Genomic DNA, 24,032 nt, shown 5'->3' with positions numbered 1-24,032 from the left:
AGGCGCCTTCCAATGTAGGAAAGCACCATCAATCTACTCAACCCCGCTAGCAGCTAAACTTAGCTATTTCCGTTTCTAGCTTCACGGTGAGCTCTTTAATACTATCGGTTGCATGGTGTGCTTTTTCTGACACGGCAGCGGTTTGTGCCGCAGTATCTGAAATGGTTACCACACGACGGGCGGTGTCTTCACCTGCTTCTAGCTGCTCTTTAGCCGCATGGGCAATTTGGTGGCTCATTTGCGATATTTCACCGAGTGAACGTGCCACGCGGCGCAGCTCTTCACCGGCTTCTTTTGACATGGTGACGGTTTTTTCACTGGTACTGATACTGACCGTTACTGACGATTTGGCCTCTTGTGTTGCCGATTGCAGCTTACCTATCATGGTATGAATTTCTTCGGTGCTGCTTTGTGTGCGTTGGGCTAGTTGCCTTACTTCATCTGCAACCACAGCAAAGCCGCGGCCTTGCTCGCCAGCACGAGCGGCTTCAATCGCGGCATTCAGTGCCAGTAGGTTGGTTTGTTCGGCAATACTTTGAATAACACTCAGCACGTTGGCAATATTGGTGACTTCTTCATCTAGGGTTTGAATATTATTGCCTGCGCTATCAATTTGTTGCTCTAACAAGGCAATGGTTTTTGCCGCCTCTGTAGTGAGCTTATCGGCATTTTGCCCTTGGTTTTCAGCTTCTTGTACAGAGTTGGCGGTTTGCTCCGCATGCTCCACTACGGTTTGCGCCGATGCGGTGAGTTCAGTAATTGCAGAAGCCACCATTTGTGTTTCATCGTTGAGGCTTAGTGTTAGCTGTTCAAGCTCGTTGGAGCGCTTTTCACCATCGTTACTTTGTGATTTTAATGTATCACTCACGGTTGCAATACCACCTACAACCCCTTGTAAGCTTTTTTGCATATAGCTCATTGCAGCGATGATACTGTCGTCTTTGGCGTTTGAGGTGTTAATTGATGAACTTAAATTACCGCGCGATACTTGTTTTACAATGGTGAGTACATCATCTAACTCGCCGCCCAATTTGTTTGAGATACCCAAGCCAAATCTAGCCAGTGCAAAAGTGAGGGCGACGGCGATAACCAGCGACAAAGTTAGCAACCAGCGTGCAGTATTCCAGTAACGTTCGTCTACTTCCTTGGCGCTGATCCCAGTGCCCACATACCAACCAAAAACAGGTGTTTTTTGCACCACAGAGGTCAAATCTACGACCTCTCCCTCACGTCTCGAATCCCATTCATAGGTGATGATTTGGTTGGTTTTGTTACCAACAAGGCGTTTTACCATTTGGCCAATACTATTGCCTCTGGAGTCTTTAAAATCGTTAAAGCTGGTGCCATGTAGTTGTGGGTCGTGTGGCGTGGCAACAAAGTTAAGCGCGTCGTCAACTACGTACACATACTCAGAGTCATGATATTTATTTTCCCTTAGCATTTGTGTTGCTAGGGTTTTAGCTTGAGCTTCACTCAAGGTGCCCGATTCCACATATTGCTCAAATTGCTCAACAATGTTGACGGTGCTTTTCATGAGTTGATTGATGCGCGCGATATTGTCTGTCTCGCTGGCATGGCGCAATGCCTGTAATCCTAAAATGGCGACTAGCAAAAGTGAGAGGAAAATAGCCGCAGCGAAAAGTATTATTTTAGTTCTTAGTGTTAAACCTGATAGCACAATACGCCCCTTTCAGATAATAGTTATTATTATCTACCATGTTTAAATGGATCATGTAAGTAACGTATAGTGGAATTTGCCTTAAATAGAGATGATATTTCCTCATGCACATGAGGAAATATGACTAATTTGCATTAATTATGTCGATTTCTTGCTGTGTTAAAGGGCGGTATTCACCACTTTGTAAATCAGCATCTAATGCGATTTCTGCAATGCTTTCTCTATGTAATTCAACTACTTTATTGCCAACCGCGGCCAGCATTCTTTTAACTTGGTGGTATTTACCTTCGCAAATAGACAAGCGAAGGCTATAGCTTGCTAAACGTTCGGCTTGTGCGGGCAACGTGAGTTCTTTTTCATTGTGTAACTGTACACCTGAACGCAATTGTTCAAGTGCTTCATCGGTAATAGCTTCTTGGGTTTCAACCAAGTAGGTCTTGTATTTTTGCTTTTTTGGAGAGGTGATTTGATGGGACCAATCACCATCGTTAGTGATCAACACTAAACCGGTTGTATCAATGTCAAGACGACCTGCAACATGAAAATCTTTTAAGTTAGGCTCATCGATTAGTTCAAACACAGTTGCGAGCATCTCATCACTATTGGCACACACATAGCCTGTAGGTTTGTTCAGCATGAAATAGCGTTTACCTAGATATTTCAAAGGCTCACCTTGCCAAGTAACATCATCATCCTGAGTAATCGAATGATCAAATTTGGTGATCACTTCACCATTAACGGTAACATAACGTTTCTTAATACCAGCTTTGACTTTGGTGCGAGGCAGCTCACACAGGTGGCTCAAAAATTTATCCAAGCGACACGGAAATTTCATAGTGTTTTATCTGTAATTTGAACAAAGGCACATTATACGCAATTGCAGTATTTTAATCAGTTCTTTGTGTAAACCTGTTGAAGTAGGTCGTATGGGTGAACACTCAACAACCAGTTATCATCAAATTCTTCTTGTAGCGCGTACAGTAGGGTATGGCTTAGCAGTTGTTTTTGTAATTCACTGCGACCATGCATGATGTGAGCTTGAATGTGTACAAAACCAGCTTTGCCAGCTTGGATTTGATAATGCTCAAAACTTTGCGCGCGCGTTTTAATGGTAGTGGCATCGAATAATGCGGTGCTTTGCGCTGCTTCATGAACCAGTGATACAAGCTCCTGCACGTCTATGGGTAGGTTATTAGAATGTTCAATGATGATGTGTGGCATGATGACTTATGGCCTCATTTATGCGTAAATGGGCGTTATAGTATGTGATTTATTTGGAAACACCAGATGTATAACAAGAAAGTTTGGCTCAGCGCTCTGGCGTGTTTTGTTTTAGCTGGCTGTAGCGATGACGCCGCTAAAGTCAGTTTAGGTTTGTTTACCACTAAAGATGTAGTGGTTTCGGCACAGCAAGATCCAATAGTGACGGGGGTGACTTGCCACATCAGCCACGTCGAGGCAAATTTGGACTTTTCAGACCCTTCGGATATGTCCATAGCCTGTCGCCAAACCGGTGAGATCACCGCTGAGCAAATGCAGCAGATTGATTTATCGAAAGACGGTGAAGTGGTTTTCAAAACCTCAAAAAGTATTTTGTTTAAATCATTAAAAGTGCGTCGTATTTATGATGCGAAAACACGTACGTTGTTGTATTTGTCTTATTCAACTAAAGAAACCAGCGGTAGCCATCATCACGCGTTGTCAACAGTGCCGCTATACAATACAAAAGCCTGGGACTGGGCAACAAGAGTAGAGAAATAAATGTTAGGGTTATTTAAATCAAAGCCGTTGCTGAGCGACCCTGAGGTTGCATGGTTAATCGATACCTTTGTTTGGGCGTGTGAAAATTTTGATGGGCAATATTTTTTGTCTAACACGCAAATTATTGAACCAACGGGTAAGTATTTTCCTGATCAGGTTTCAAGTGTTGAACAAATGGCTGAAACCGTATTTACCCGTGTGCGAGAATACGCAGGTATGCAAGCATGGCCGTTGCAGCTTGTTAGCCCTATGCAATTACCCGCACAGCAAACCATGCCGGTATTTCATTTTAACGGTGTGCAGCGTGGTGAGGGCGCGAATTTAGCAGTACAGCCTTCACATGCTTTGATGCTTTCTTATAACCCGAATCAAATCAATCAGCCACAGGACTTGGTCGCGAGTTTCGCTGGTAGTTTAGCGACTATGATGATCTATCAAAAAGGCTGTTTACCACCCGGCGGCGAAGAACAAATTGCTGCAGCCAGTGATGCGCTAGCTTGTTTTATGGGCTTTGGTGTGATGATGAGCAATACCGTCTATCAATTTAAAGGGGGCTGTGGCTCTTGTTACAACCCATACGCAAACCGCCAAGCGTCGTTGACTGAAGCGCAAACCGTGTTTATGCATGCGTTAGTTTGTCACTTTAAACCTGATGCAGATGGTAAAAAGCATCTTAAGCCCCATTTAAAGGGGGTATATAAACAGGCGCAAAAGCAAATTAAAGGCTATTTGCAAGACACGCCAAACCCTGCGTTATTGATGTTAAAGGAACAAGTGAGTGCTTGAGTATTTAGATGAGTTTTTATTAATCGCCGTTGCGCATTTTTTTGCAGTAGCAAGCCCTGGACCCGACTTTGCTATAGTGCTCAAGCAGAGTATTCAGCGAGGTCGCGCCAATGCATTGTGGACGAGCGGAGGCGTGGCGCTGGGTATCCTAGTACATGTGACATACTGCTTACTGGGCGTGGCCATTGTACTCTCGCAATCTCCAACCTTATTCAATGTTTTGAAATATGTGGCTGGTGCTTACTTGGCGTATATGGGCGTGCAGGCCCTGCGCGCTAAACCTACCGCAGCGCAAAAAGCAGAGCAAGTGACGCATAAACCTCATGAGTCTGCTTGGCATGCATTACGTCGTGGCTTTTTGGTCAACGCATTGAACCCAAAAGCGACTTTGTTCTTTTTATCGCTCTTCACCTTGGTGATAGCCCCAACAACACCTAGCTCGGTACAAGCGGTTTATGGTTTGTATATGGCATTGGCCACTTGGGTGTGGTTTTCATTTTTATCTATTATTTTAAGTAAAGAGGCGGTACGGGCGTTTTTCCAGCGTGCAGGACATTGGTTTGATAGAGGCATAGGTGTGGTGTTAATTGCACTGGCTGTGCGTGTTGTGATTTAAGGTTGTTAATCGTTGTATGAGTAATAAACCCCATATAAATTTTGCATTTGGCTCTAATTTATCAACAAAACGTTTATTGGCGCGTTTGCCTAATGCACAGTGTTTGGGCGTTGCGAAGCTAAGCGCTTATCAATTGACATTTAATATGCTCAGCACAGATGGTTCAGCGAAATGCACCATCGAGCAGACGAGTGATGATGCGGATCATGTACTTGGCGTGATGTATGCGCTGAACGATTTAGAGCTAGCCAAACTCGATGTTATTGAAGGTACGCGCTACGACCGTGTGGCGCTCAATGTTGAAACATTGCAAGGTGAACCGGTGCAAGCACATTGTTACATTGCCAATACGTTTGTAGAGACGCAGTTGCCGTTTGATTGGTATGTTCAACATGTATTGCAAGGCGCAATAGAACATGGTTTTCCTGCGCAGTATATCGATTATATTAAGTCCCATAGCCATGTGAGAGATGCACATCAGGAGCGAGCAATACGCGAGTGGCAACTACACGGTTTGACACCAAATAAATTAAAACCTTAGCAGGCAAAGCCGCAGCAGTTTACACCAAAGTCGCAAAGCGTCTAATGCTTGGCCTTGTTACACTGAGAAAAAAGACAAAGAGATCGCGATGCGTACAGCCGTAATAAGCCATCCAAATTGTAGAAAGCACAAAGTACATGCCGAGCACCCCGAATGCCCTGAGCGCGTTGATGCCATTGCCGATAGGCTATTGGCGTCAGGGCTTGATATTGCCATCACGCAATTACCAGCGCCTAAAGCCGATATATCTAAAATCGCTTTGGTACATGAGCAAGCACACATTGAACAAGTACTAAGCAGTATGCCACAAGAGGGGTTGAGCGAACTCGATGCCGATACTTGGTTATGCCCAGACTCATTTAAAGCCATTGAGCGAGCTGTGGGCGCGGGTATTTTAGCGGTTGATGAAGTGCTTGCTGGTAACTTGGATGCCGCGTTTTGTAACGTACGCCCGCCTGGACATCATGCCAATCAATCAAGCTCTTCAGGGTTTTGTGTCTTCAATAATTTAGCGATAGCGGTTGAGCATGCTAAATCATTAGGGGTTGAACGCATAGCCATATTAGATATTGATGTACACCATGGCAATGGCACGCAAGATATTTATAGAGCACGTCCTGATGTGTTATTTTGTTCTTTGTTCCAGCACCCTTTTTATCCAAACTCCGACGTTGAAAATACCGAACATATTGTGAACTCACCGCTTGCGCTCGGCAGCGATGGCGACGATCTAAAAACGCTTTTTAATCAACAATGGTTACCTAAGTTACTAGATTTTAATGCGCAATTGATTTTTATCAGTGCCGGATTTGATGCTCACCTTGAAGATGACATGGGGGGGTTAAAATTTGTTGAGGCGGACTACCAGTGGCTGACTGAGCAAGTGGTAGAACTTGCTAAAAATACACAAGCACTGGGGATTATTTCCTTTCTAGAAGGGGGTTATGATCTTTCAGCATTGGGGCGCAGTGCAGTCACGCATATTAAGGCGCTGGTGGATGCCAACTGGTAAACCTGAGAGGTTATTGCATTTGTTTGAGCAATGCAAAGGCCTGTGGGATAGTGTTTATTACGACTTTATCAACACAGCATTCACCTTCCAACATTAGGGCTTCACGAACTTTGTTAGTGAGTAGTTGCATACTAGGTGTGTCCACTAATTGTCCTCGTAAGTCGCTGCTCTGACCATTTTCAAGCAAACAAATTGCGGTGTCTATTTGTTCTGCCGGTAGGTTGTGTAAGGCGTGATCGAGCGCAACGTTGTCGCTAATGAACTCAATACTTTCTTCCAGAAGGAGCAAGAATGGGTAATATTTTAGTGTCATAGTTTGTTCTCAATCAAAGTATAAATCCTGTGCAATATTATACTGGGCAACCAAGTTAAAATGCGAGGTTGTGCTTAATGGTATCAGATAGTCGTCAATTACAAATCAAAGATATTTTCTCCAACCAATTGTTGTCATGTGATCATCAAACGCCGTTAGCAGAGGCTGTTCGCTTGATGCGAGAGCGCCGTGTTAGCTCTATTTTTGTGATGAGAGATAAACAGATAGTGGGTATTTGGACGGAATCTGACTGCGTTAAGCTGAATTTTAGCGATCCTGATTTTGCTACAATGCCAATTGCTTCAACGATGACTTCACCCGTGCACGATATTTTAATCGATAAAACTCTGAGTGAGGCCACCATTAAGTTTCATCAGCTGGGTATACGCCATTTATTGGTGAAAGATCAACACAACACCCCTGTTGGCGTGGTGTCTTTGTCTGATATTGTGCGCAATCAAGGGCTCGATCACTACCTGCACTTTCGACCGATTGACGACCACTACAATCGTAATGTGGTGATCCTAAAAGCGGACGATTGTGTCTCTAAAGTGATAGAAGTTATGCGTGTCAAACGGGTGACAGCGGTGTTGGTGTATAACCATCAACTAGCGGAGTACGGCATCATTACGCAGCGTGACATTGCTTATATGCTGCTGAATCCTGACTGGCGTATGCCGTGTTGGGATCTGGCTACATACCCTTTGCTACAAGTTTCGCCAAAAGACAGCTTATTTGATGCTTATCGTTTAATGACCGCCGAATCAATCCGTCATCTTGTGGTGAAAGAGCCGTGCTCGGGTAAAGTAATCGGCCTGTTGCCACTAAAAAATGTGCTGACCGAAATTGAAACCGCTTATTGCAGTGAGCTTGAAAAAGTCTTGGAACAAAGAGACTTAGCGCTAAAAAAATCGGAGAGTAATCTGTATTTAGCGAATCGCATTATTGATGCCTCACTCGATGGCATTATGATCACTCGCGGCGATGGTGAAATTTTACAAGTCAACCCCGCCTTTAGTGCTTTGACGGGTTATCAAGAATATGAAGTAATCGGTAAGAACCCGAGTATGTTGAGTTCAGGCGTGCATGGTAAAGATTACTACGACCAAATGTGGGCACAACTGAGAAAGAGTGGCGTGTGGCAAGGGGAGATCTGCAATCGTAAAAAAAGTGGTGATGTGTATGTTGAATGGCTCACAATCATTCAAATTAACGAGCCGTATAGCGATGAAATACTCTATGCCGCCATTTTTAGTGATATTACCGAGCGTAAGAATGCGGAAGAAAAAATAGCCCGCCTTGCTTATTTTGATGAGTTAACAGGACTGCCCAATAGACGCTTGTTCTACGATAGATTGTCGATGGCATTGGCCTCTGCCCACCGAGACAATCATAAGTTGGCGGTGATGTTTATCGATCTTGACCGCTTTAAGGAGGTCAATGATTCTTTAGGCCATAGCGCGGGTGATGAGCTGCTGGTGCAGGTGAGTGAGCGTATCAAAGGCATGCTCAAAGAAGGCGATACCTTAGCGCGCTTGGGCGGCGACGAATTTGTGGTGCTGCTGACCGAAGTAGCACACATTTCTGATGTAGTGAGCTTCGCCAATGGCATATTGGAAAAGTTGAGTGTGGCCTTCGAACTGAATGATATCTGTGTGAGTGCGACAGCGTCATTGGGGGCGGCGATTTACCCAGAGGATGGTGCTGACAGCGAAACCTTACTAAAGCATGCGGATGTTGCCATGTATCGCTCTAAAGAAGTGGGTCGTAATTCGTTCCAATTATACAAAGCATCAATGAATGCACGCTCACTTGAGCGACTTTCTATGTTAAGCCGTTTTCAACATGCTCTCGATAATGACGAGTTTGAGTTATTTTTTCAGCCCCTACAGTGTCTTGCTAGTGGTCGAGTCTCCAGTGTGGAATGTTTATTACGTTGGAATGACCCAAATTTAGGGGTGATCTCGCCTGCGCAGTTTATTCCTTTGGCCGAAGAGCTTGGCTTGATCATTAAACTCGATCAATGGGTGATCAATAAAGCGTGTGAAAAAATGGCACTTTGGCGGCGACAGGGGAGTGATGTTAGGCGTATTGCCATTAATGTATCGGCACAACATCTTTGCCAAGGTGAGTTAGCAATTACCGTCGCGGCTGCGCTGAATAAGCATGGTATCAATGGCAAATTTATTGAGTTAGAACTCACCGAAAGCAGTTTTATTAGCAACCTGCATGAGGCGAAGAGTGAATTACAAAAGCTGAAAAGTCTGGGAGTGTCCATCGCTCTGGATGACTTTGGTACGGGTTATTCCGCACTGAGCTATTTAACGAAGTTACCTATCGATACGTTAAAAATAGACGCCAGCTTTGTGGCGAAAGTACCGGACGAATATGGCAATAGTGAAATTGTCAGCGCCATCGTTGCGATGGCGAAGGCGCTGAATTTACATGTCGTGGCTGAAGGGGTAGAAAAACAAGAGCAGCACCAGTTTTTACAACGGCTGGGCTGCAACACCATTCAAGGTTATATGTTTTGTAAACCACTCAATTGTGATGATTGGTTACGTTTCTATCAGTCAGAAAAAGTCACTTCGTAAGCGGTAAACTTGCGAATATTGATCACGCCAGTATCGAAAATCAGGTACTGGCCTTTTATACCCTGCAATACGCCACTGACTTGTGGATCTTTATCAAAATTAAACGAGGTGATCTTGGTTGGAAATTGCTCGACCGGAAAGCTCAAATCTACCACTTCTTCATCTAATCGTTCGATGGCGGTTGCGCCAAAAAGCTCGGCAAGTTCGTCTAACTTGGCTTGAATTTGTGGGATCAGTTGTTCAGCCGCTTGCTTCAAATCTACGTCGTTAGTAACGCCTTTTAGCATGTTACGCCAGTTGGTTTTATCGGCGATAAACTCTGCCAATGCCACTTCCACAAGGCCCGATTGTAAGCGCGTTTGTACTTTAAAAATTGGCAGTGCTTGGGTTGCACCTTGATCTATCCATCGTGTTGGAATTTGTGTGTGGCGCGTTATCCCCACTTTTAGACCAGACGTGTTCGCCAAGTATACATAGTGAGGGATCATGCAATTTGCTTCACCCCACTCAGGCTCACGACAAGTGCCTTGCTCAAAGTGGCAAGTTTCGGGCTTCATGATACACATGTCGCAACTTGCTAGCTTTTTCATACAAACAAAGCAGTGACCCTGAGAGTAACTTTTTTTGGTTTTTTTACCACAGCTACAACAAAAAATATTACCAGTGTGCGTGAGGGTAATGTGTGTACCAAAATAGTCGTTCAGGTTGATAAGCCCATCGCCAATGGGAAGATGATATTGGATTGGTTGAGTTAACTGCGCTTTTAATTTGCTTAAAGTGCCTTGCATCTTTACGCCCCTAAAGATGTTAAAAGGGCGATACTAGCAAGCCAGTTCACAAGTCACAATATTAAAGGGTTAAAAGCAAAAAATGGTGTGCGCAGGGAGCGCACACCACAGGTTGGAACATTTAAATTAGTATTTTGCCGAGCGTGTTTGGCTTTTTAGTGATGCTTTAATAAAGTCACGTAAGTCGTCATTTGATGTTTTAAGGTCTTCATGGCGAAGATACATCATATGGCCCGAACGGTAGCCTTTAAAGCTTAAACGGTCTTTCATCTTGCCGCTTGGATCTAGCTGCCACATAGTGTACTTAGCGTCAAAATAGTTGGTTGCGCCATCGTAGTAGCCAGCTTGGATCAACACATTTAAGTATGGGTTTTCAGCCATGGCTTCGCGTAGTTGTTCTCCGGTGTGGTTGTTTGTGCTATCCCATGGATGCACATCAGCCAGCATGTTGTACTGAACATCCGTTTTGTAATTTAGCTCTTCACGCAGATAGTGGTTAAGAGCTGGTGTAAAGGCATGCAGCCAAGCACTTAGTTCAGGGAAGTAATCAGGACTATCACCCGCATCGCGTTTGTCGATACCCAAATAGCGAGAATCTAAGCGGCCAAGAATAACGCCTTTGTCGCGCAGTAACTCTTTCCAAAAAGCATCATCGCTAATTTCGATATTGTTTTGTGATACAAACTGCTTTGATAAGCCACTGAAGTAAGCCACACGCTCAACAATGTGCGCGCGCTCGTCTTTGCTAATGAATGAGCCTTTGGCCAAAGCGGGTAAGTACTCATTGAGCGTAAATACTTCGACTTCTTTAAGTACTTCTAATAAATCTTTTTGCTGCAATGCATTGGGGAGTGCTTTGTGGTGCCAAGCGGTTGCTGCAAAGTAAGGCAAGCGATTGGCCGCTTTTACAGGGCCGTCACGTTTGATGCCAATGTCAGTTGGAGATACCAAAATAACCCCGTTTAAAAACCACCAATGAGACTCTTGTAACTCTTTTGCAAGCCCTGATACTCGTGTCGTGCCATAGCTTTCACCGATTAAAAACTTAGGTGATAGCGCGCGGTTATTGCGAGTAACAAACGTGTTGATCCAACTAGCGAGGTATTCAATGTCGGCATTAACACCAAAGAACATTTTCTGCTGCTCTTCTTTACTTGGCATTTTACCTTCTTTGTTTGGCAATACACGTGAATAACCCGTGTTTACTGGGTTTACAAATACAATGTCAGCCACATCGAGTATTGAATAAGGATTATCTTTGATGCCATATGGTTGTACTGGATAGCCTTCGTCATCAATTTTCAAAATACGAGGACCCGTGTAGGCGATGTGCATCCACACCGATGCGGAGCCAGGGCCACCATTAAATGAGATAAGTAGAGGGCGTTTGCTGATGTCGTCTACTTTGTCTTTTTTGTAGTAGTTGTAATACAAGGTCGCGATTGGTTCGCCATTGTCATTCCAAACAGGTTGTGTGCCGGACGTGACTTGATAACTCAGTCTTTCGCCGTTAATCGTTGCTTTATGGTTGGTGATGACTTGGCTATCGATATCGATTTTACGTTCATGTTCAGATGCGTTACTCGCTAGGCTAACTAGCATTGTAAGCACCACGAGCACTCTTGTTAGAAACATGGTTTTCCCCGAAACATAAAAATATTCATATTAAAGTTGCTTTTAATGCAACTTTCAAAGGTTATGAGTCAAATTGCCGCTTTGACGAGTTAGTTGCCAACGACACGCGCCAAAAAACGAAAGGTTAAATGGTGCGCACCATCAGTGAGCAGGCTGGAGTATTTTGCACTTTCATGGTGCGTAATCACATTGTAAATTCAAAAGTTAAAAAGTAAGCATTTGAAAATATTGCTTTTTACTTTGTGGCACGAAGGTTGGATTAGCTGATACAACAGGATAAGCCTGTCCTAAGGGGACTAACAATGAAAATGATAAGTGCAATAATAAAACCATTTAAATTGGACGAAGTACGCGAAGCGCTTGCGGATTTAGGCGTAGAAGGGATGACAGTCGTTGATGTAAAAGGATTTGGCCGCCAAAGGGGGCATACCGAGTTGTATCGCGGTGCGGAGTATCAAGTCGACTTTATACCAAAAATAAAAATAGAAATTGCCACACGCACAGAGAATACGCAACGCGTGGTCGATACACTTACCAAAGCTGCCAGTACCGGAAAAATTGGTGACGGAAAAATATTTGTTTATGACTTAGATCAAATCGTGCGGATCCGTACCGGCGAATTAGACGAAGAAGCAATTTAAGGGGCCGATGATGGAAAGCGCAATTGTAGAACTCAAATTTTCACTTAATACTTTTTACTTTTTAATTTCAGGTGTGCTGGTCATGTGGATGGCTGCTGGCTTTGCGATGTTAGAGGCTGGGTTAGTTCGCTCGAAAAACACTACAGAAATTTTGACTAAAAATATCGCCTTGTATGCTATCGCCTGCACCATGTTCTTGCTGGTGGGCTACAACATCATGTATGTGGGCAATACCGAGGGTGGGATTGTACCAAGCTTTGGTGCCTTGATTGGTGATGCGGCGGCTGATGCGGATCATGCTCTGGAATCAGATTTTTTCTTCCAAGTGGTTTTTGTCGCTACCGCCATGTCAATTGTCTCTGGTGCAGTTGCTGAACGTATGAAGCTGTGGGCATTTTTGGCGTTTACGGTGGTGCTAACAGGTTTTATCTATCCAATTGAAGGTTATTGGACTTGGGGCGGCGGATTTTTATCTCAGCTTGGTTTTGTTGATTTTGCGGGTTCTGCCATCGTGCATGGTGCAGGAGCCGCAGCCGCTTTATCGGGCGTGCTCTTGCTAGGTGCTCGTAAAGGTAAATATGGTAAAAATGGCGAAATTTATCCAATACCTGGCTCAAATATGCCCTTGGCAACCTTAGGCACATTCATTTTATGGATGGGATGGTTTGGTTTCAACGGTGGTTCGCAGCTGTTCTTAGCGGACAAAGCGAATGCCATAGCCGTGAGCCAAATTATGTTGAACACTAATGCTGCGGCAGCGGCCGGTGCGGTAGCTGCGTTGTTAGTGTGTAAGGCTCTTTGGGGTAAAGCCGATTTAACTATGGTGTTAAATGGTGCGCTTGCTGGATTGGTTGTGATCACCGCAGAGCCTGCATCTCCAACCCCATTGTTAGCTTGCTTACTGGGTGCCTTGGGGGGGTCTTTGGTTGTATTTAGCATCGTCTTTTTGGATAAAGCAAAAATTGATGACCCTGTGGGCGCGATTTCAGTGCATGGTACTTGCGGCATGTTAGGGGCTATGTTGGTGCCATTGTCAAACTCCGACGCGACATTTATGAATCAACTCATTGGTTTGATCTGTATTCTTGGCTTTGTATTTATCATCTCTTATTTAGTTTGGGCGCTACTTAAAGCAACCATGGGTATTCGAGTTGGCGAAGAAGAAGAGATCAATGGCATGGATCAACATGACTGCGGCATTGATGCTTATCCTGAATTTGTGACTGTGCGCGGACAGTAAGCAAAATTTATTGCTCATGTGATCAATTAGAGCGGGCTTTGGCCCGCTTTTGCTTTCAGGCTTGGTTAATCTAAGGTACCCTATGCTTCGACCTATTTAATCAGATAAAACAGTCAAAGTGGCATGGTAGATAAAAGCAATAACGACACCTCAAAAGCGAAAAAAAAATCCACCAGAGCATCTTCAAAATCAGCGACAACAAGCACACGACAAAAGCCAACTAAAAAAGCGTCTACTGCGGGGCTGTCAAAATTCGCACGTTTCAAGCAACGGGTTCTGCAAACCTGCTGGAATTTGTTGTGGAAGGGAACAATTGCGGTCATCGTGCTTGTGAGCTTTTATGTGATCTACCTTGATTCAAAAGTTACACGGCAGTTTGAAGGCAGCAAGTGGCAGTTACCGGTGCAAGTATATGCCCGAGCAATGCGCTTTTATCCAGAGCAATTTTTATCTGAACAAGAGGTTCTTTGGGAGCTTAAACGCTTAAACTATTCTCAAGTAAATCGTATTAGCCGCACCGGTCAATATGTTGTGCAAGGGCGAACAATAACGATACACCGACGTGCATTTGAGTTTTATAACGGGGCAGAAAATGGCGTGGTGTTCACATTAAATTTTGCGGGTAAACGACTCGCGAGCATTGTGGACAGCAACGGCAGGCGATTGCAGCAGGCGAGGTTAGAGCCAGTACAAATTGCGCGCATAGGCAACGAATCAAAACAAGACCGCGAATTTGTGCCATTGGAAAAATTCCCAAATTTACTCAAAGACGCCTTACTTGTGGTAGAAGACCGAGATTTTTATCAACACCATGGTGTGTCTGTGTGGTCTATTCTGCGTGCCCTATATACAAACATTAAAGCGGGTCGTACCGTTCAAGGTGGCAGTACACTCACTCAGCAATTGGCTAAAAACTTTTATCTGTCACGTGAACGTTCTTTGGTGCGCAAAGTGAATGAGGCTTTTATCGCACTGATCCTCGATTATCGTTACAGTAAAGATGAAATTTTAGAAGCCTATCTCAATGAAGTATTCATGGGCCAAGCATACAACCAAGGTGTGCATGGCATGGGCTTAGCCTCTGAGTTTTATTTCGCGAAGCCAGTCGATGAATTAGAGTTTGATCAAATCGCGATGCTGGTGGCCATGGTCAAAGGGCCTTCGTTTTATAATCCGCGCCGCTATCCAGAGAGGGTGCGAGAACGTAGAGATTTGGTGCTGAGATTACTTGCCGAGCAGGGCTATATATCGCCCAATGAATTACGCCAATCTTTGGTGAGACCAATTAAAATTCAGCCACTGAAGAAAAGCCACTTACAAACTTATCCCGGGTATCTAGAACTCGTCGATCGGGAATTACGCAGCTTGCTTACCAATCAAGAACTAATAAACGCAGGTGTTCGAGTCTTTACTTACTTTGACTTGCAAAAACAAACGGCGATGGAAGAGGCGGTCAAAAGTGGTCTGCCATATCTTGAGCGCCGCTTTGATGCTGAAAAGCTCGAAACAGCGATGATCTCAGTCAATATTGAAAAGGGAGGTGTTTCCGCACTCGTTGCTGGCCGAGAGTTTAGATTTGATGGCTTTAATCGTGTGTTAGATACAAAAAGAAATATCGGTTCTTTGGTCAAGCCTGCTGTTTATCTAACCGCATTAGAAAAGCCAGAATACAACTTGGGTACTTTGCTTGAAGATGGTCCTTTGCAAGTGACCGATGAATCGGGTGACATTTGGAAGCCTGAAAACTTTGACCATAAGTATCGAGGGATTTTACCGTTATATCAGGCTTTTAGTAACAGTATTAATATTCCAGCGGTTAATCTAGGTTTGGATGTTGGCGTTCACAATGTCGCACAAACACTGAAAAAACTTGGGGTTAATGAATCAATAAACCAATATCCATCATTGTTGTTAGGTGCCTTAGAGTTATCCAGTTTTGAGGTTGCGCAAATGTACACAACGCTCGCTGGCAATGGTCAATATCGACAACTCACCAGTATTTCAGCGATGACGAATGCTACGGGTAAAGTACTGTATGAACACGAAGTCGACAGCCGAACAAGGTTTAGTGCTCAGGCCAGTTACATGACCAAGTATGGCCTCAAAAAGGTGACCAAAGAGGGCACAGCAAAACGGTTAAATGCCCATTTCCCATCTATTCAATTGGCAGGCAAAACAGGCACCAGTAATGATTTACGAGATAGCTGGTTTACGGGCTTTGATCACAATACCGTGACAGTCACTTGGCTTGGACGTGATGATAACCAAAGTACAGGATTAACGGGGGCGACTGGTGCGCTAGAGCTTTATATTCGTTACCTTAAACCACTTAATCCACAAGCCATTGCCGATAACAGGCCTGATAGTATTCGTTGGGCGTTTGTTAATCCTGCTACAGGCAAGCAAGCGCCGCCAGGCTGTGGCAAAGTCATTCAGTTACCAGTGCGAGCAAGTGAGTTTGAACCTAGGCCGAAGTGTGAGTAAAACAGGACTCACACTTTAAATTGGCCCATGGCTTTTTGTAAATTATGTGCCAACGCGGCGAGCTTTGTGGCGTCTTGCTCGGTTGCGATGGCTGAACTGAGTGTATGTTCAGCCAATTCATTTATTTCACTGGCCTCATTAAGTGCCTGTTGCGTTGCCCGTGTTTGTTGTTGCACAAGGTCAGCAATTTGATGTCCTTGTTTGTCGATGTCTTCCATACTTTGCTGAGCAAGTTGTAACACTTGGTTTGTTTGCTCCGCGGCTTCAACCCCTTGTTCCATTTTTTCTACACTGGAGCGCATTTTAGTTTGTGTATCATTTGAGGCTTTTTGCAGTGCATTGATGATGGTGTGGATCTCTTCAGTTTGTTGCTGTGTGCGCTGAGCAAGCGTACGAACTTCATCGGCAACCACGGCAAAGCCGCGACCCTGCTCACCTGCACGAGCGGCTTCAATGGCGGCGTTGAGCGCCAGTAAATTTGTTTGTTCTGCAATTTCACTGATAGCGGCGCTCACCTTGCTGATGTTCTGACTATCTTGTGCCAGTCTATCTAATGCTTCGCGGCTGTCTTCAAACTCTTGTTGTAACAAAGTCATATGTTGTGCCAGTTCAGTGGTATTCATTGAACCTTGTTTAACATGTTCAGCAGCGGTGGAAGCAAGCTCGGTGGCATGTTGTGCCGAGTGCTCAACTGAATCAGCAACATGGGCCATTTCTCCCAACGCACCATGAATGGTGCTAATTTTGTGCTGTTGTTGATCAACATCACTGCGGGTGTCTTGGCTTATTTGGCTCAATTTGGTTGTGGCATTGTCCAAGTCGACACTGCTGCTATTGACCTCTTGTAAAATAGAAATAAAGGCGCTCAGAACTTTATTGTACTGCTCAACAATGATGGACATTTCATCGTTGCCAAATGGGGTGGCTTTGACCCTAAGATCGCCCTTAGCCGCTTGTGATGCCGTATGAGAAAACGATGAAATACTGTCTACCACGGCAAAATAAAAACCTAGCATCAGATAGATGGCAATCATTAGACTCAGTGCGGCGGCAATGCCTACGCTGTTTCGAATGACTGTTTGCTCACTGACTTTTTCAGCTAATAAATCTTTAAGAAGCGGCGTACTGGTATCAATGAGCTGCTCAATGCTGGTTAATACTAGATTATGCACTTGCTTAAACTGGCTTTGTGAAAGTTGTAATTCGTCAGGGTCTAGTAGCTTTTGTTTGATGGTATTTTGGTAATTGTTTAGGCTGCGGCCAAGTGCACTGATGGTCGGTTCTAGCGCTTGCTTTGCTTGTTGATTTTCGCGCATAGCCACGGTCATTTTGCTTTTTAACTGCTCATAAAAAGTGGGTAAGACTTTATTTAAGTTGGACAAGGCAATAAAGCTGTCTGGTGTAAATTTACCTTGCTCTATGACTAACTTAGTTTGTTCAGCCAGCAAGTTTACTTGTTCAAGTAAGCGGGGCACAGATTCGACCAAAGAGCGGTTAATGTAAGAACGAGTTAGGTCATCATCAATAGCAAGCCTCGACTGGATTGAGATCTGCTCTATCACCGAATCATTCGCGTTAATGTTGTAATGAGCTTGGCGAGCAAGTGCTTCGTTCGCCTCGATATCCATTACAGTGATATTGCCAAGCAGCTTTGGATACAAACTCAGTCCCGCCTGCTGTTGGTGGCTGATATTGATCGAATGAGACAGTATATTGGTTAGGAAAAACAAACTCAGTCCAAGCGGTACCAGTAAGATACCAAATACCAGACTAATTTTGGTTTTGTACTTAAGCCCTGCCATAAGGCGAATTGCAGGTGCGCAAAATGATCTTAATCCTTGCATAGGGTTCACTTTTTATAAATATGAGCTAATAAAGACCTGTTAAATGCTAATACTAGTTCAAGTTTTTATATTAAGTGACGGTGCGAGTTGATTGAGAGAGATAATTTTAAGAAAAAATGTTGAAAAGCAGCAGGCTAGTGAAACTCACTCACCTGCTGAATTGGTAATTGTGTTTACAATTTTGCAAATGCGCGTTTAGCGGCATCAATGGTATTTTGGATATCTTGCTCGGTGTGCATGGTGCTCACAAAGCCAGCTTCAAATGCGGAAGGCGCTAAATAGACACCTTCTTCCAGCATGAAATGGAAGAACTGCTTAAAGCGCTCTAAGTTACACTCGGTCGCTTGTTGGAAACTATTCACGCTTTGTGCTTCGGTAAAGAAGAAGCCGAACATGCCACCGGCATAGTTCGTGGTTAATGGAATACCTGCTTCATCCGCCGCTTGTTGGAAGCCATCGCATAGTGCTTTACTCTTCGCTTCTAGCTGCGCATGCAAGCCTTCTTCACTGAGTAGCTCTAATGCTTTCAAACCAGCTGCCATAGCAATTGGGTTACCCGACAGCGTACCGGCTTGATACACAGGTCCTACTGGCGCGATGTAGTCCATGATTGCTTGTTTACCGCCGAATGCGCCTACAGGCATACCGCCACCAATGACTTTACCCAAACAGGTCAGATCCGGTTGGATGTTGTAATACTGCTGAGCGCCACCTAAAGCAACGCGGAAGCCCGTCATTACTTCGTCAAAAATAAGTACCGAGCCATGCTTGTCACATACTTCACGTAGGCCTTCTAAAAAGCCCGGTAGTGGTGGAATGCAATTCATGTTACCGGCGACAGGCTCAACGATAATACAAGCAATTTCGTCTTTATATTGTTCAAAAATGGCTTTCACTTCACCCAAGTTGTTGAACGAAACTGTGAGTGTATGCTTGGCAAAATCAGCAGGAATACCCGGTGAATTTGGCACCCCCATGGTCAGAGCGCCAGAACCGGCTTTGACCAAAAGAGAGTCTGCGTGACCGTGGTAACAGCCTTCAAATTTAAGAATTTTGTCACGACCGGTGTAACCACGTGCAAGGCGAATGGCACTCATGGTCGCTTCAGTACCAGAACTAACCATGCGCACCTTTTCAATAGATGGCACCAATTCTTTGACCTTTTCAGCCATTAAAATTTCGGTTTCAGTCGGCGCGCCATAGCTTAAGCCATTTTCTACCGCATCAAGCACAGCTTGCTTAATTTGTGGGTGATTGTGACCTAAAATCATTGGGCCCCATGAGCCGACGTAATCAATATATTTGTTAGCGTCAGCGTCAAAGGTGTACGGGCCTTCGGCCTTGGTAATAAATAAAGGTGTGCCACCGACACCGTTGAATGCGCGAACAGGGGAGTTCACGCCACCAGGAATTGAGGCTTGAGCGCGTGCGAATAAGTCTTGGCTAATCGTCATGATTGTTCCTATTTTTTAGCTATTACGTTTGCGGCTAAACCAAGGCACGTCTGCTTCGTACTTTTCTACTTGGTTTTCTACCCCTAAGGTCAGGGCAAACAATGCCATACGGATCAGTACACCATTTTGTACTTGGCGGAAAATAGCAAGGTTGTCGTTGTTGTTTAAATCGTTGTCTAATTCGTTTGCTTCACTGCGGCTATCGCGCGGCAATGGATGCATCAATACCGAGCTAGGCTTACAGTGTGCGTTATAAATCGCTTGGCTGATCCTATAACCGCCACGGTATTTGTTAGCTTCTTCTTGCGACGGGAAACGCTCTTCTTGAATACGTGTTTGATACACAATATCGGCGGCTAGGTTGCCTTCCATTTGTGAAACAAGCTCAATTTTATGTCCCGCATTGCTGACGCTATCCAAAATGTAGTCTGGCATTTGTAGGCCATCTGGCGCGACCATAGTAAAGCGCACGTCCTTATAGTGACACAGTAACTTGGATAATGAATGTACGGTGCGGCCGTACTTTAAGTCACCAACTAGCGCGATATGCAACCCGTCGATACCTCGCTCAAAACGGCCAAGTTCACGTTCAATAGTCAATAAATCCAGCAAGGCTTGTGTTGGGTGTTCGTTTGGACCATCGCCGCCATTGATAACAGGCACATCAGAGCCTGTTGCAAACTCGCTGACAGAGCCAGCATCAGGGTGACGCATGGCAACCGCATCTGCATACGCAGAGATCACACGAGCGGTATCATAGAGAGATTCGCCTTTTGCTAGGGCGGAGCTTTGCATGCCTGTAGTTTCTCGAACGAGGCCGCCTAATAGATTAAATGCAGTACCAAAGCTGACACGCGTACGGGTACTTGGTTCAAAAAAGAGATTCGCTAGTATTGCCCCTTCAAGCACGCGAGTACGCTTAAGCTTTTTCGCATAAGGCTCCATTTTTTTAGCGACGGCAAAGATATGTTCTATGGCTTCTCTGTCTAACTGATTGACAGAAAGAATGTTTTCACCTTGGAAACTTAACATGAGGCGGTTCCTAATCACAAATTAACAACGGGTTGTACGTTATGGATACACCCAACCGTGATAACGCGCACATAACATAGCGGTTATTTGGCGCGCTATCATAGCATAGTTATAGATTAGGTTTGAGTATTGCGAGCATCACAATGGCTAATAAAAGTAGTACTGGAAACTCGTTAAAATAGCGGTAAAAACGATCGCTGCGTTTGTTACGGTCATGTTTAAAGTCAGCAAGTAGTTTAAAGCAATAGCCATGGTAGATATAAAGTATAATCACGAGCACAAATTTATAGTGCAGCCACATGCTATGGCGGAACCATTCACGACCATATTCATAAATGGTCAGGACACCAAAGAGCAGCGTAAACAGCGCAAATGGTGTAACAAAATAGAGTAATCGCCTTTCCATAATTTTTAGCATCGCGCTGCAAGACTTCTCTTCAGTCAGCGCGTGATAGACAAATAGGCGCGGTAAATAAAAAATCCCTGCAAACCAGGCAATCATGAAAAAAACATGCAGTGCCTTATAAATTAAAAGTGCGCTCATAACATCCCCGTTAAAGTAAGCTGTTGCGAATGGTCAATATGTGGCGAATTTGGTCCCACCTCAGTATACCCATAATTTGTTGATTATCTTTTTGGTTAAACACATAGACGGCACCGCTACGCTTATCTTTTAAAATATCAAAGGCGTCTGAAAGCGTTGCTTGGCTGCTCAATCCCTCTAATGGGATATAAGATATACCAACACTTTGATCGCTCATCAAACTCAAGTCATATTCAGCAAGACGGTAGCCGTTGTCTTCATCATATACGATCAATGGCGTTTGACTGTTTACTGCACCCAGTGTTTCTTTTATTTGCTCTTTGTCACTGGAATATAAGAGCTTAAAGTTTTCATCCATTTCTTCCATTATCCCCACTTTTTGCAGGGCCTCACTGGCTGGCGAAACCTGATAGGGCAGTCCTTGAAAATCAAGCTGTTGCAAGAATATTGAGCGGTTTCCAAAAACCTGCAGTGCGGTAATATACGCGGCAGAGATGACAAGCATGGCAGGCACAATAATTTTTGGATTTGAAGTCAGCTCCATGACGGCAGTCAGTGCGGCAAGTGGCGCGTGTAATGTCGCGGCTAGTAAGCCCGCCATCCCTAATACGCCATAAGTGCCACTCACATCAGTGCCCGGAGAAATAAACTGCGCAAAAAATGCCATCAGCGTGCCCATCACAACGCCTAACCCAATCACTGGACCGATCAGGCCGCCTGGGATCCCTAAGCCAATGGCGAATAAAGTGGCTAACAATTTTGCGATAAGAACCGTCGTGAGCAGCTGCATATTATCGGGCGATTCCACCGCTAAACGAATCGCACTCATGCCTGAGCCCATTGCTTCTGGCACAAGATAACCTATAAAACCAGCGATAAGTCCTGCCAATAATAAGCGAGGAAACATATTGACGGATTTAAAGGTTTTAATGACAACCATTAAATTTTGATTAAAGGCAAAGGCAATCGCCCCAAGCACCGCACCACATAAAATCAAGTACGGGTAATGCCAAAAGCTCAATGTGGCGATACTGATCAAAGCGAGTTCACTGTCGTGACCAAACACAAACTGTGTCGCCAGCGCACCTGTCACGGCAGCAAGCATGATAGGTACAAATATGTGGACTTTGTATTCACGTAATACCACCTCCATCACAAATATAACAGCCGCGAGAGGGGTATTAAATGACGCAGCAATACCCGCTGCGACACCACAGCCAGCTAAGGTTCTTGCCGCGTTAAGAGGCAAGTGTAATCGCTCGGCTAGAATGCTTGCCCCAGTTGCCCCCATGTGTACTGAAGGGCCTTCACGACCAACGGAAAAACCGCTGATCAAGGCGACCGCGCCGCCAAAAAATTGGTTGGCAGTATTCCAAATTGGCATTTGTCCGTAATGATGTTTTATACGGTGGATCACAAAAGGAATGCCGAGTCGGTAGTGCTTAAAGCCGGTTAAATCAGCGAACACAGCAATCATTAGTGCGGCAACAACGGGAAAAATAACACGTTCAATTTGCGATAAGGTTGAAAAGTCATCGGGAGTTTCTAAGAAAAACCCTTGAACTAAGCTAATGGTGAGGCGAAATAGAATAATTAAAACAGCCGCAATTAAGCCCGCCGCAACGCCGAGTAAGCATAGTTGTACGGAGGTTTTTGGTTTTGCGAGACGGCGCCTTAATGTATCCAGCGACATGTTTGATTTCCAAGTCATAATAAGGACTTAAGTTTATCAAAAAAATGTCATACCGTCCTTAATAAACGCATAGATAAGTGAGGTTGAAGCGATAAATCTGACCAAGAGGCGACAAGAACTATACTTGATTAAAACACTCAGGTATTAGATAATCGCGACATTAAATGGTCAAGAGTTTGTGAGTATGTCTGAACAGTTACCGATTCAATTTAGTGATGCGGCAGCCAATAGAGTGAAAGAGCTTATCGCCGAGGAAGAAAACCCAGACCTTAAGTTGCGCGTATACGTCACCGGTGGTGGCTGCTCTGGTTTTCAGTATGGTTTTACGTTTGATGAAAAAGTAAACCCAGGTGATCTGGAAATTGAAAAAAATGGTGTCACTATGGTTGTTGATCCAATGAGTATTCAATACCTCATCGACGGTGTGGTAGATTACACAGAAGGTCTAGAAGGCGCACGCTTTTTTGTTAATAACCCAAATGCCACGACAACGTGTGGATGTGGTGCAAGTTTTAGCGTTTGATCACACCTTATTAAAGAAAAAAGCCACACTCTGCTGTGGCTTTTTTACGCCCATCTCTTATGCATGTCATAGTCTTTTTGTAAGCTTCAACTAATGTTGAGTAACAAAAATCATCAACGCGAAAAAGCCTAATACGAAGGTGCTAAAAGCTAAAATGTAGATAAATCCACGCTTACCTTGGCGAATTGGGACTTTATTAGTGCGTAAAAGGCAATACCAAGCGAAGCAGAGTAAAATTGGTAATAAAAACAGCAATCTAATCATTAATATTCAGCCTAGGTTATGGTTGATATGTTAATCTTATCTGTAACTATATATTTTTTAAAGAAAAATAATTTATTATTAAAAGTGGTACATTTTATAAAATTTTTGTTAAAGTTAAAGGGTTCTGTCACTTATACGAAAACTGAAAAATAAGTGAAATTTTAATTAGGTGTTAAAAGAATTTTAGGCTATACCTAATTGGGTACATAGGAACAAAGAAAGTAGATACTTTCAAAAGCTATAGTATACAATCTTAGCAACTTGAACGAGACGGGCATATTTCGTTCAATGTTTTATTAATTATCATCGAGTAGGAGATGTTTAATATGATGGGAAAAACTGTTTCTTCAGAAGAGAACGGTAAGCTAACTAAGTGGCTTAAGTCTAAGCGTCATGAAAAAGGTCATACAATGCGTAGCCTTGCTCAAGTATTGGGTACACCGCATTCTTTTATCGGTAAAATTGAAAACCAAGAACGTCGTTTAGATGTGATTGAATTCTTACGTTACTGCGAAGCATTAGAAGTAGACCCATATGAAGGTCTTCATTTATTGAAAGACGAGCAGTAAGCTGCTTGTTAGCATCAAGG

At 44.1% G+C, this 24,032-nt stretch carries 22 protein-coding genes; 11 read left to right on the top strand and 11 right to left on the bottom strand.

Features of this window, described 5'->3' with window-relative positions; translation table 11 throughout:
* Nucleotides 1-46: 46 nt before the first annotated feature.
* From AC5FX4_RS16845 to AC5FX4_RS16835, 3 genes are all read right to left on the bottom strand, one after another.
* Entirely contained in the window at nt 47-1,678 is a 1,632-nt protein-coding gene (locus tag AC5FX4_RS16845) for a methyl-accepting chemotaxis protein (protein ID WP_493607479.1), read from the bottom strand.
* A 124-nt stretch (nt 1,679-1,802) separates the two neighbouring features.
* Entirely contained in the window at nt 1,803-2,513 is a 711-nt protein-coding gene (gene rsuA / locus AC5FX4_RS16840) for a 16S rRNA pseudouridine(516) synthase RsuA (protein ID WP_493607478.1), read from the bottom strand.
* Between the two features lie 56 nt (nt 2,514-2,569).
* A complete protein-coding gene (locus AC5FX4_RS16835) occupies nt 2,570-2,899 on the bottom strand; it encodes a 5-carboxymethyl-2-hydroxymuconate Delta-isomerase (RefSeq protein WP_493607477.1) in 330 nt (109 codons plus the stop codon).
* 66 nt (nt 2,900-2,965) lie between these two features.
* On the opposite strand from AC5FX4_RS16835, the gene AC5FX4_RS16830 reads away from it, so the two are divergent.
* The 5 genes from AC5FX4_RS16830 (at nt 2,966) to AC5FX4_RS16810 (ending at nt 6,394) form a co-directional block, all read left to right on the top strand.
* Nucleotides 2,966-3,439, top strand: coding sequence for a CreA family protein (locus AC5FX4_RS16830; protein WP_493607476.1), 474 nt, complete (start codon nt 2,966-2,968; stop codon nt 3,437-3,439).
* On the top strand, nt 3,440-4,225 hold the full coding sequence (locus AC5FX4_RS16825) for a hypothetical protein (RefSeq protein ID WP_493607475.1): 786 nt from the start codon (nt 3,440-3,442) through the stop codon (nt 4,223-4,225). It begins immediately after the preceding gene.
* Entirely contained in the window at nt 4,218-4,841 is a 624-nt protein-coding gene (locus AC5FX4_RS16820; protein ID WP_493607474.1) for a LysE family transporter, read from the top strand. The genes AC5FX4_RS16825 and AC5FX4_RS16820 overlap by 8 nt, the downstream gene beginning before the upstream one ends.
* Nucleotides 4,842-4,857: 16 nt before the next feature.
* Nucleotides 4,858-5,382 carry a gamma-glutamylcyclotransferase family protein gene (locus AC5FX4_RS16815; protein ID WP_493607473.1) on the top strand — a complete coding sequence of 175 codons (525 nt, stop codon included), beginning with the start codon at nt 4,858-4,860 and terminating at the stop codon, nt 5,380-5,382.
* Between the two features lie 88 nt (nt 5,383-5,470).
* A complete protein-coding gene (locus AC5FX4_RS16810) occupies nt 5,471-6,394 on the top strand; it encodes a histone deacetylase family protein (RefSeq protein ID WP_493607472.1) in 924 nt (307 codons plus the stop codon).
* Between the two features lie 10 nt (nt 6,395-6,404).
* Here the strand turns inward: AC5FX4_RS16810 and AC5FX4_RS16805 are convergent, their stop codons facing one another.
* Nucleotides 6,405-6,707 (bottom strand): DUF4144 family protein, encoded by a 303-nt coding sequence (locus tag AC5FX4_RS16805; RefSeq protein WP_493607471.1) that lies wholly within the window; start codon nt 6,705-6,707, stop codon nt 6,405-6,407.
* A 77-nt stretch (nt 6,708-6,784) separates the two neighbouring features.
* Between AC5FX4_RS16805 and AC5FX4_RS16800 the strand changes: the two genes are divergently transcribed.
* Complete coding sequence (locus AC5FX4_RS16800) at nt 6,785-9,301, top strand: EAL domain-containing protein (RefSeq protein WP_493607470.1); 2,517 nt, start codon at nt 6,785-6,787, stop codon at nt 9,299-9,301.
* Here the strand turns inward: AC5FX4_RS16800 and AC5FX4_RS16795 are convergent.
* Nucleotides 9,277-10,089, bottom strand: coding sequence for a DUF2797 domain-containing protein (locus tag AC5FX4_RS16795; protein ID WP_493607469.1), 813 nt, complete (start codon nt 10,087-10,089; stop codon nt 9,277-9,279). The two genes, AC5FX4_RS16800 and AC5FX4_RS16795, sit on opposite strands and share 25 nt — an antisense overlap.
* A gap of 126 nt (nt 10,090-10,215) precedes the next feature.
* Nucleotides 10,216-11,724 carry a S10 family peptidase gene (locus AC5FX4_RS16790; protein WP_493607468.1) on the bottom strand — a complete coding sequence of 503 codons (1,509 nt, stop codon included), beginning with the start codon at nt 11,722-11,724 and terminating at the stop codon, nt 10,216-10,218.
* A 302-nt stretch (nt 11,725-12,026) separates the two neighbouring features.
* Between AC5FX4_RS16790 and AC5FX4_RS16785 the strand changes: the two genes are divergently transcribed.
* From AC5FX4_RS16785 to mrcB, 3 genes are all read left to right on the top strand, one after another.
* Nucleotides 12,027-12,365: a P-II family nitrogen regulator gene (locus tag AC5FX4_RS16785; protein ID WP_493607467.1), complete on the top strand. Its 339-nt coding sequence runs from the start codon at nt 12,027-12,029 to the stop codon at nt 12,363-12,365.
* A gap of 10 nt (nt 12,366-12,375) precedes the next feature.
* On the top strand, nt 12,376-13,605 hold the full coding sequence (locus AC5FX4_RS16780; protein ID WP_493607466.1) for an ammonium transporter: 1,230 nt from the start codon (nt 12,376-12,378) through the stop codon (nt 13,603-13,605).
* A 123-nt stretch (nt 13,606-13,728) separates the two neighbouring features.
* Nucleotides 13,729-16,089, top strand: a complete 2,361-nt coding sequence (mrcB, locus tag AC5FX4_RS16775; RefSeq protein ID WP_493607465.1) for a penicillin-binding protein 1B — start codon at nt 13,729-13,731, stop codon at nt 16,087-16,089.
* Nucleotides 16,090-16,097: 8 nt separating this feature from the next.
* Here the strand turns inward: mrcB and AC5FX4_RS16770 are convergent, their stop codons facing one another.
* The 5 genes from AC5FX4_RS16770 to AC5FX4_RS16750 all read right to left on the bottom strand — a co-directional run bounded on the left by AC5FX4_RS16770 (nt 16,098) and on the right by AC5FX4_RS16750 (nt 22,656).
* The gene (locus AC5FX4_RS16770) at nt 16,098-17,933 is read right to left on the bottom strand and encodes a methyl-accepting chemotaxis protein (protein ID WP_493607464.1); all 1,836 of its coding nucleotides are present in this window, start codon (nt 17,931-17,933) and stop codon (nt 16,098-16,100) included.
* A 173-nt stretch (nt 17,934-18,106) separates the two neighbouring features.
* Complete coding sequence (gene hemL / locus AC5FX4_RS16765; protein WP_493607463.1) at nt 18,107-19,387, bottom strand: glutamate-1-semialdehyde 2,1-aminomutase; 1,281 nt, start codon at nt 19,385-19,387, stop codon at nt 18,107-18,109.
* A gap of 15 nt (nt 19,388-19,402) precedes the next feature.
* The gene (locus tag AC5FX4_RS16760) at nt 19,403-20,419 is read right to left on the bottom strand and encodes an aspartate carbamoyltransferase (RefSeq protein ID WP_493607462.1); all 1,017 of its coding nucleotides are present in this window, start codon (nt 20,417-20,419) and stop codon (nt 19,403-19,405) included.
* A gap of 109 nt (nt 20,420-20,528) precedes the next feature.
* Nucleotides 20,529-20,963, bottom strand: coding sequence for a CopD family protein (locus AC5FX4_RS16755; protein WP_493607461.1), 435 nt, complete (start codon nt 20,961-20,963; stop codon nt 20,529-20,531).
* A gap of 10 nt (nt 20,964-20,973) precedes the next feature.
* Nucleotides 20,974-22,656, bottom strand: a complete 1,683-nt coding sequence (locus AC5FX4_RS16750) for a chloride channel protein (RefSeq protein WP_493607841.1) — start codon at nt 22,654-22,656, stop codon at nt 20,974-20,976.
* A gap of 184 nt (nt 22,657-22,840) precedes the next feature.
* On the opposite strand from AC5FX4_RS16750, the gene erpA reads away from it, so the two are divergent.
* Nucleotides 22,841-23,179, top strand: a complete 339-nt coding sequence (erpA, locus tag AC5FX4_RS16745) for an iron-sulfur cluster insertion protein ErpA (RefSeq protein ID WP_493607460.1) — start codon at nt 22,841-22,843, stop codon at nt 23,177-23,179.
* A gap of 590 nt (nt 23,180-23,769) precedes the next feature.
* Nucleotides 23,770-24,012, top strand: a complete 243-nt coding sequence (locus tag AC5FX4_RS16740) for a helix-turn-helix domain-containing protein (protein WP_070983810.1) — start codon at nt 23,770-23,772, stop codon at nt 24,010-24,012.
* Nucleotides 24,013-24,032 lie beyond the last annotated feature (20 nt).

It is taken from the genome of Pseudoalteromonas sp. ATL1, assembly GCF_058933015.1.
The sequence above is the reverse complement of the archived record's forward strand: the minus strand, read 5'-3'. Positions and strand labels throughout refer to the sequence as shown.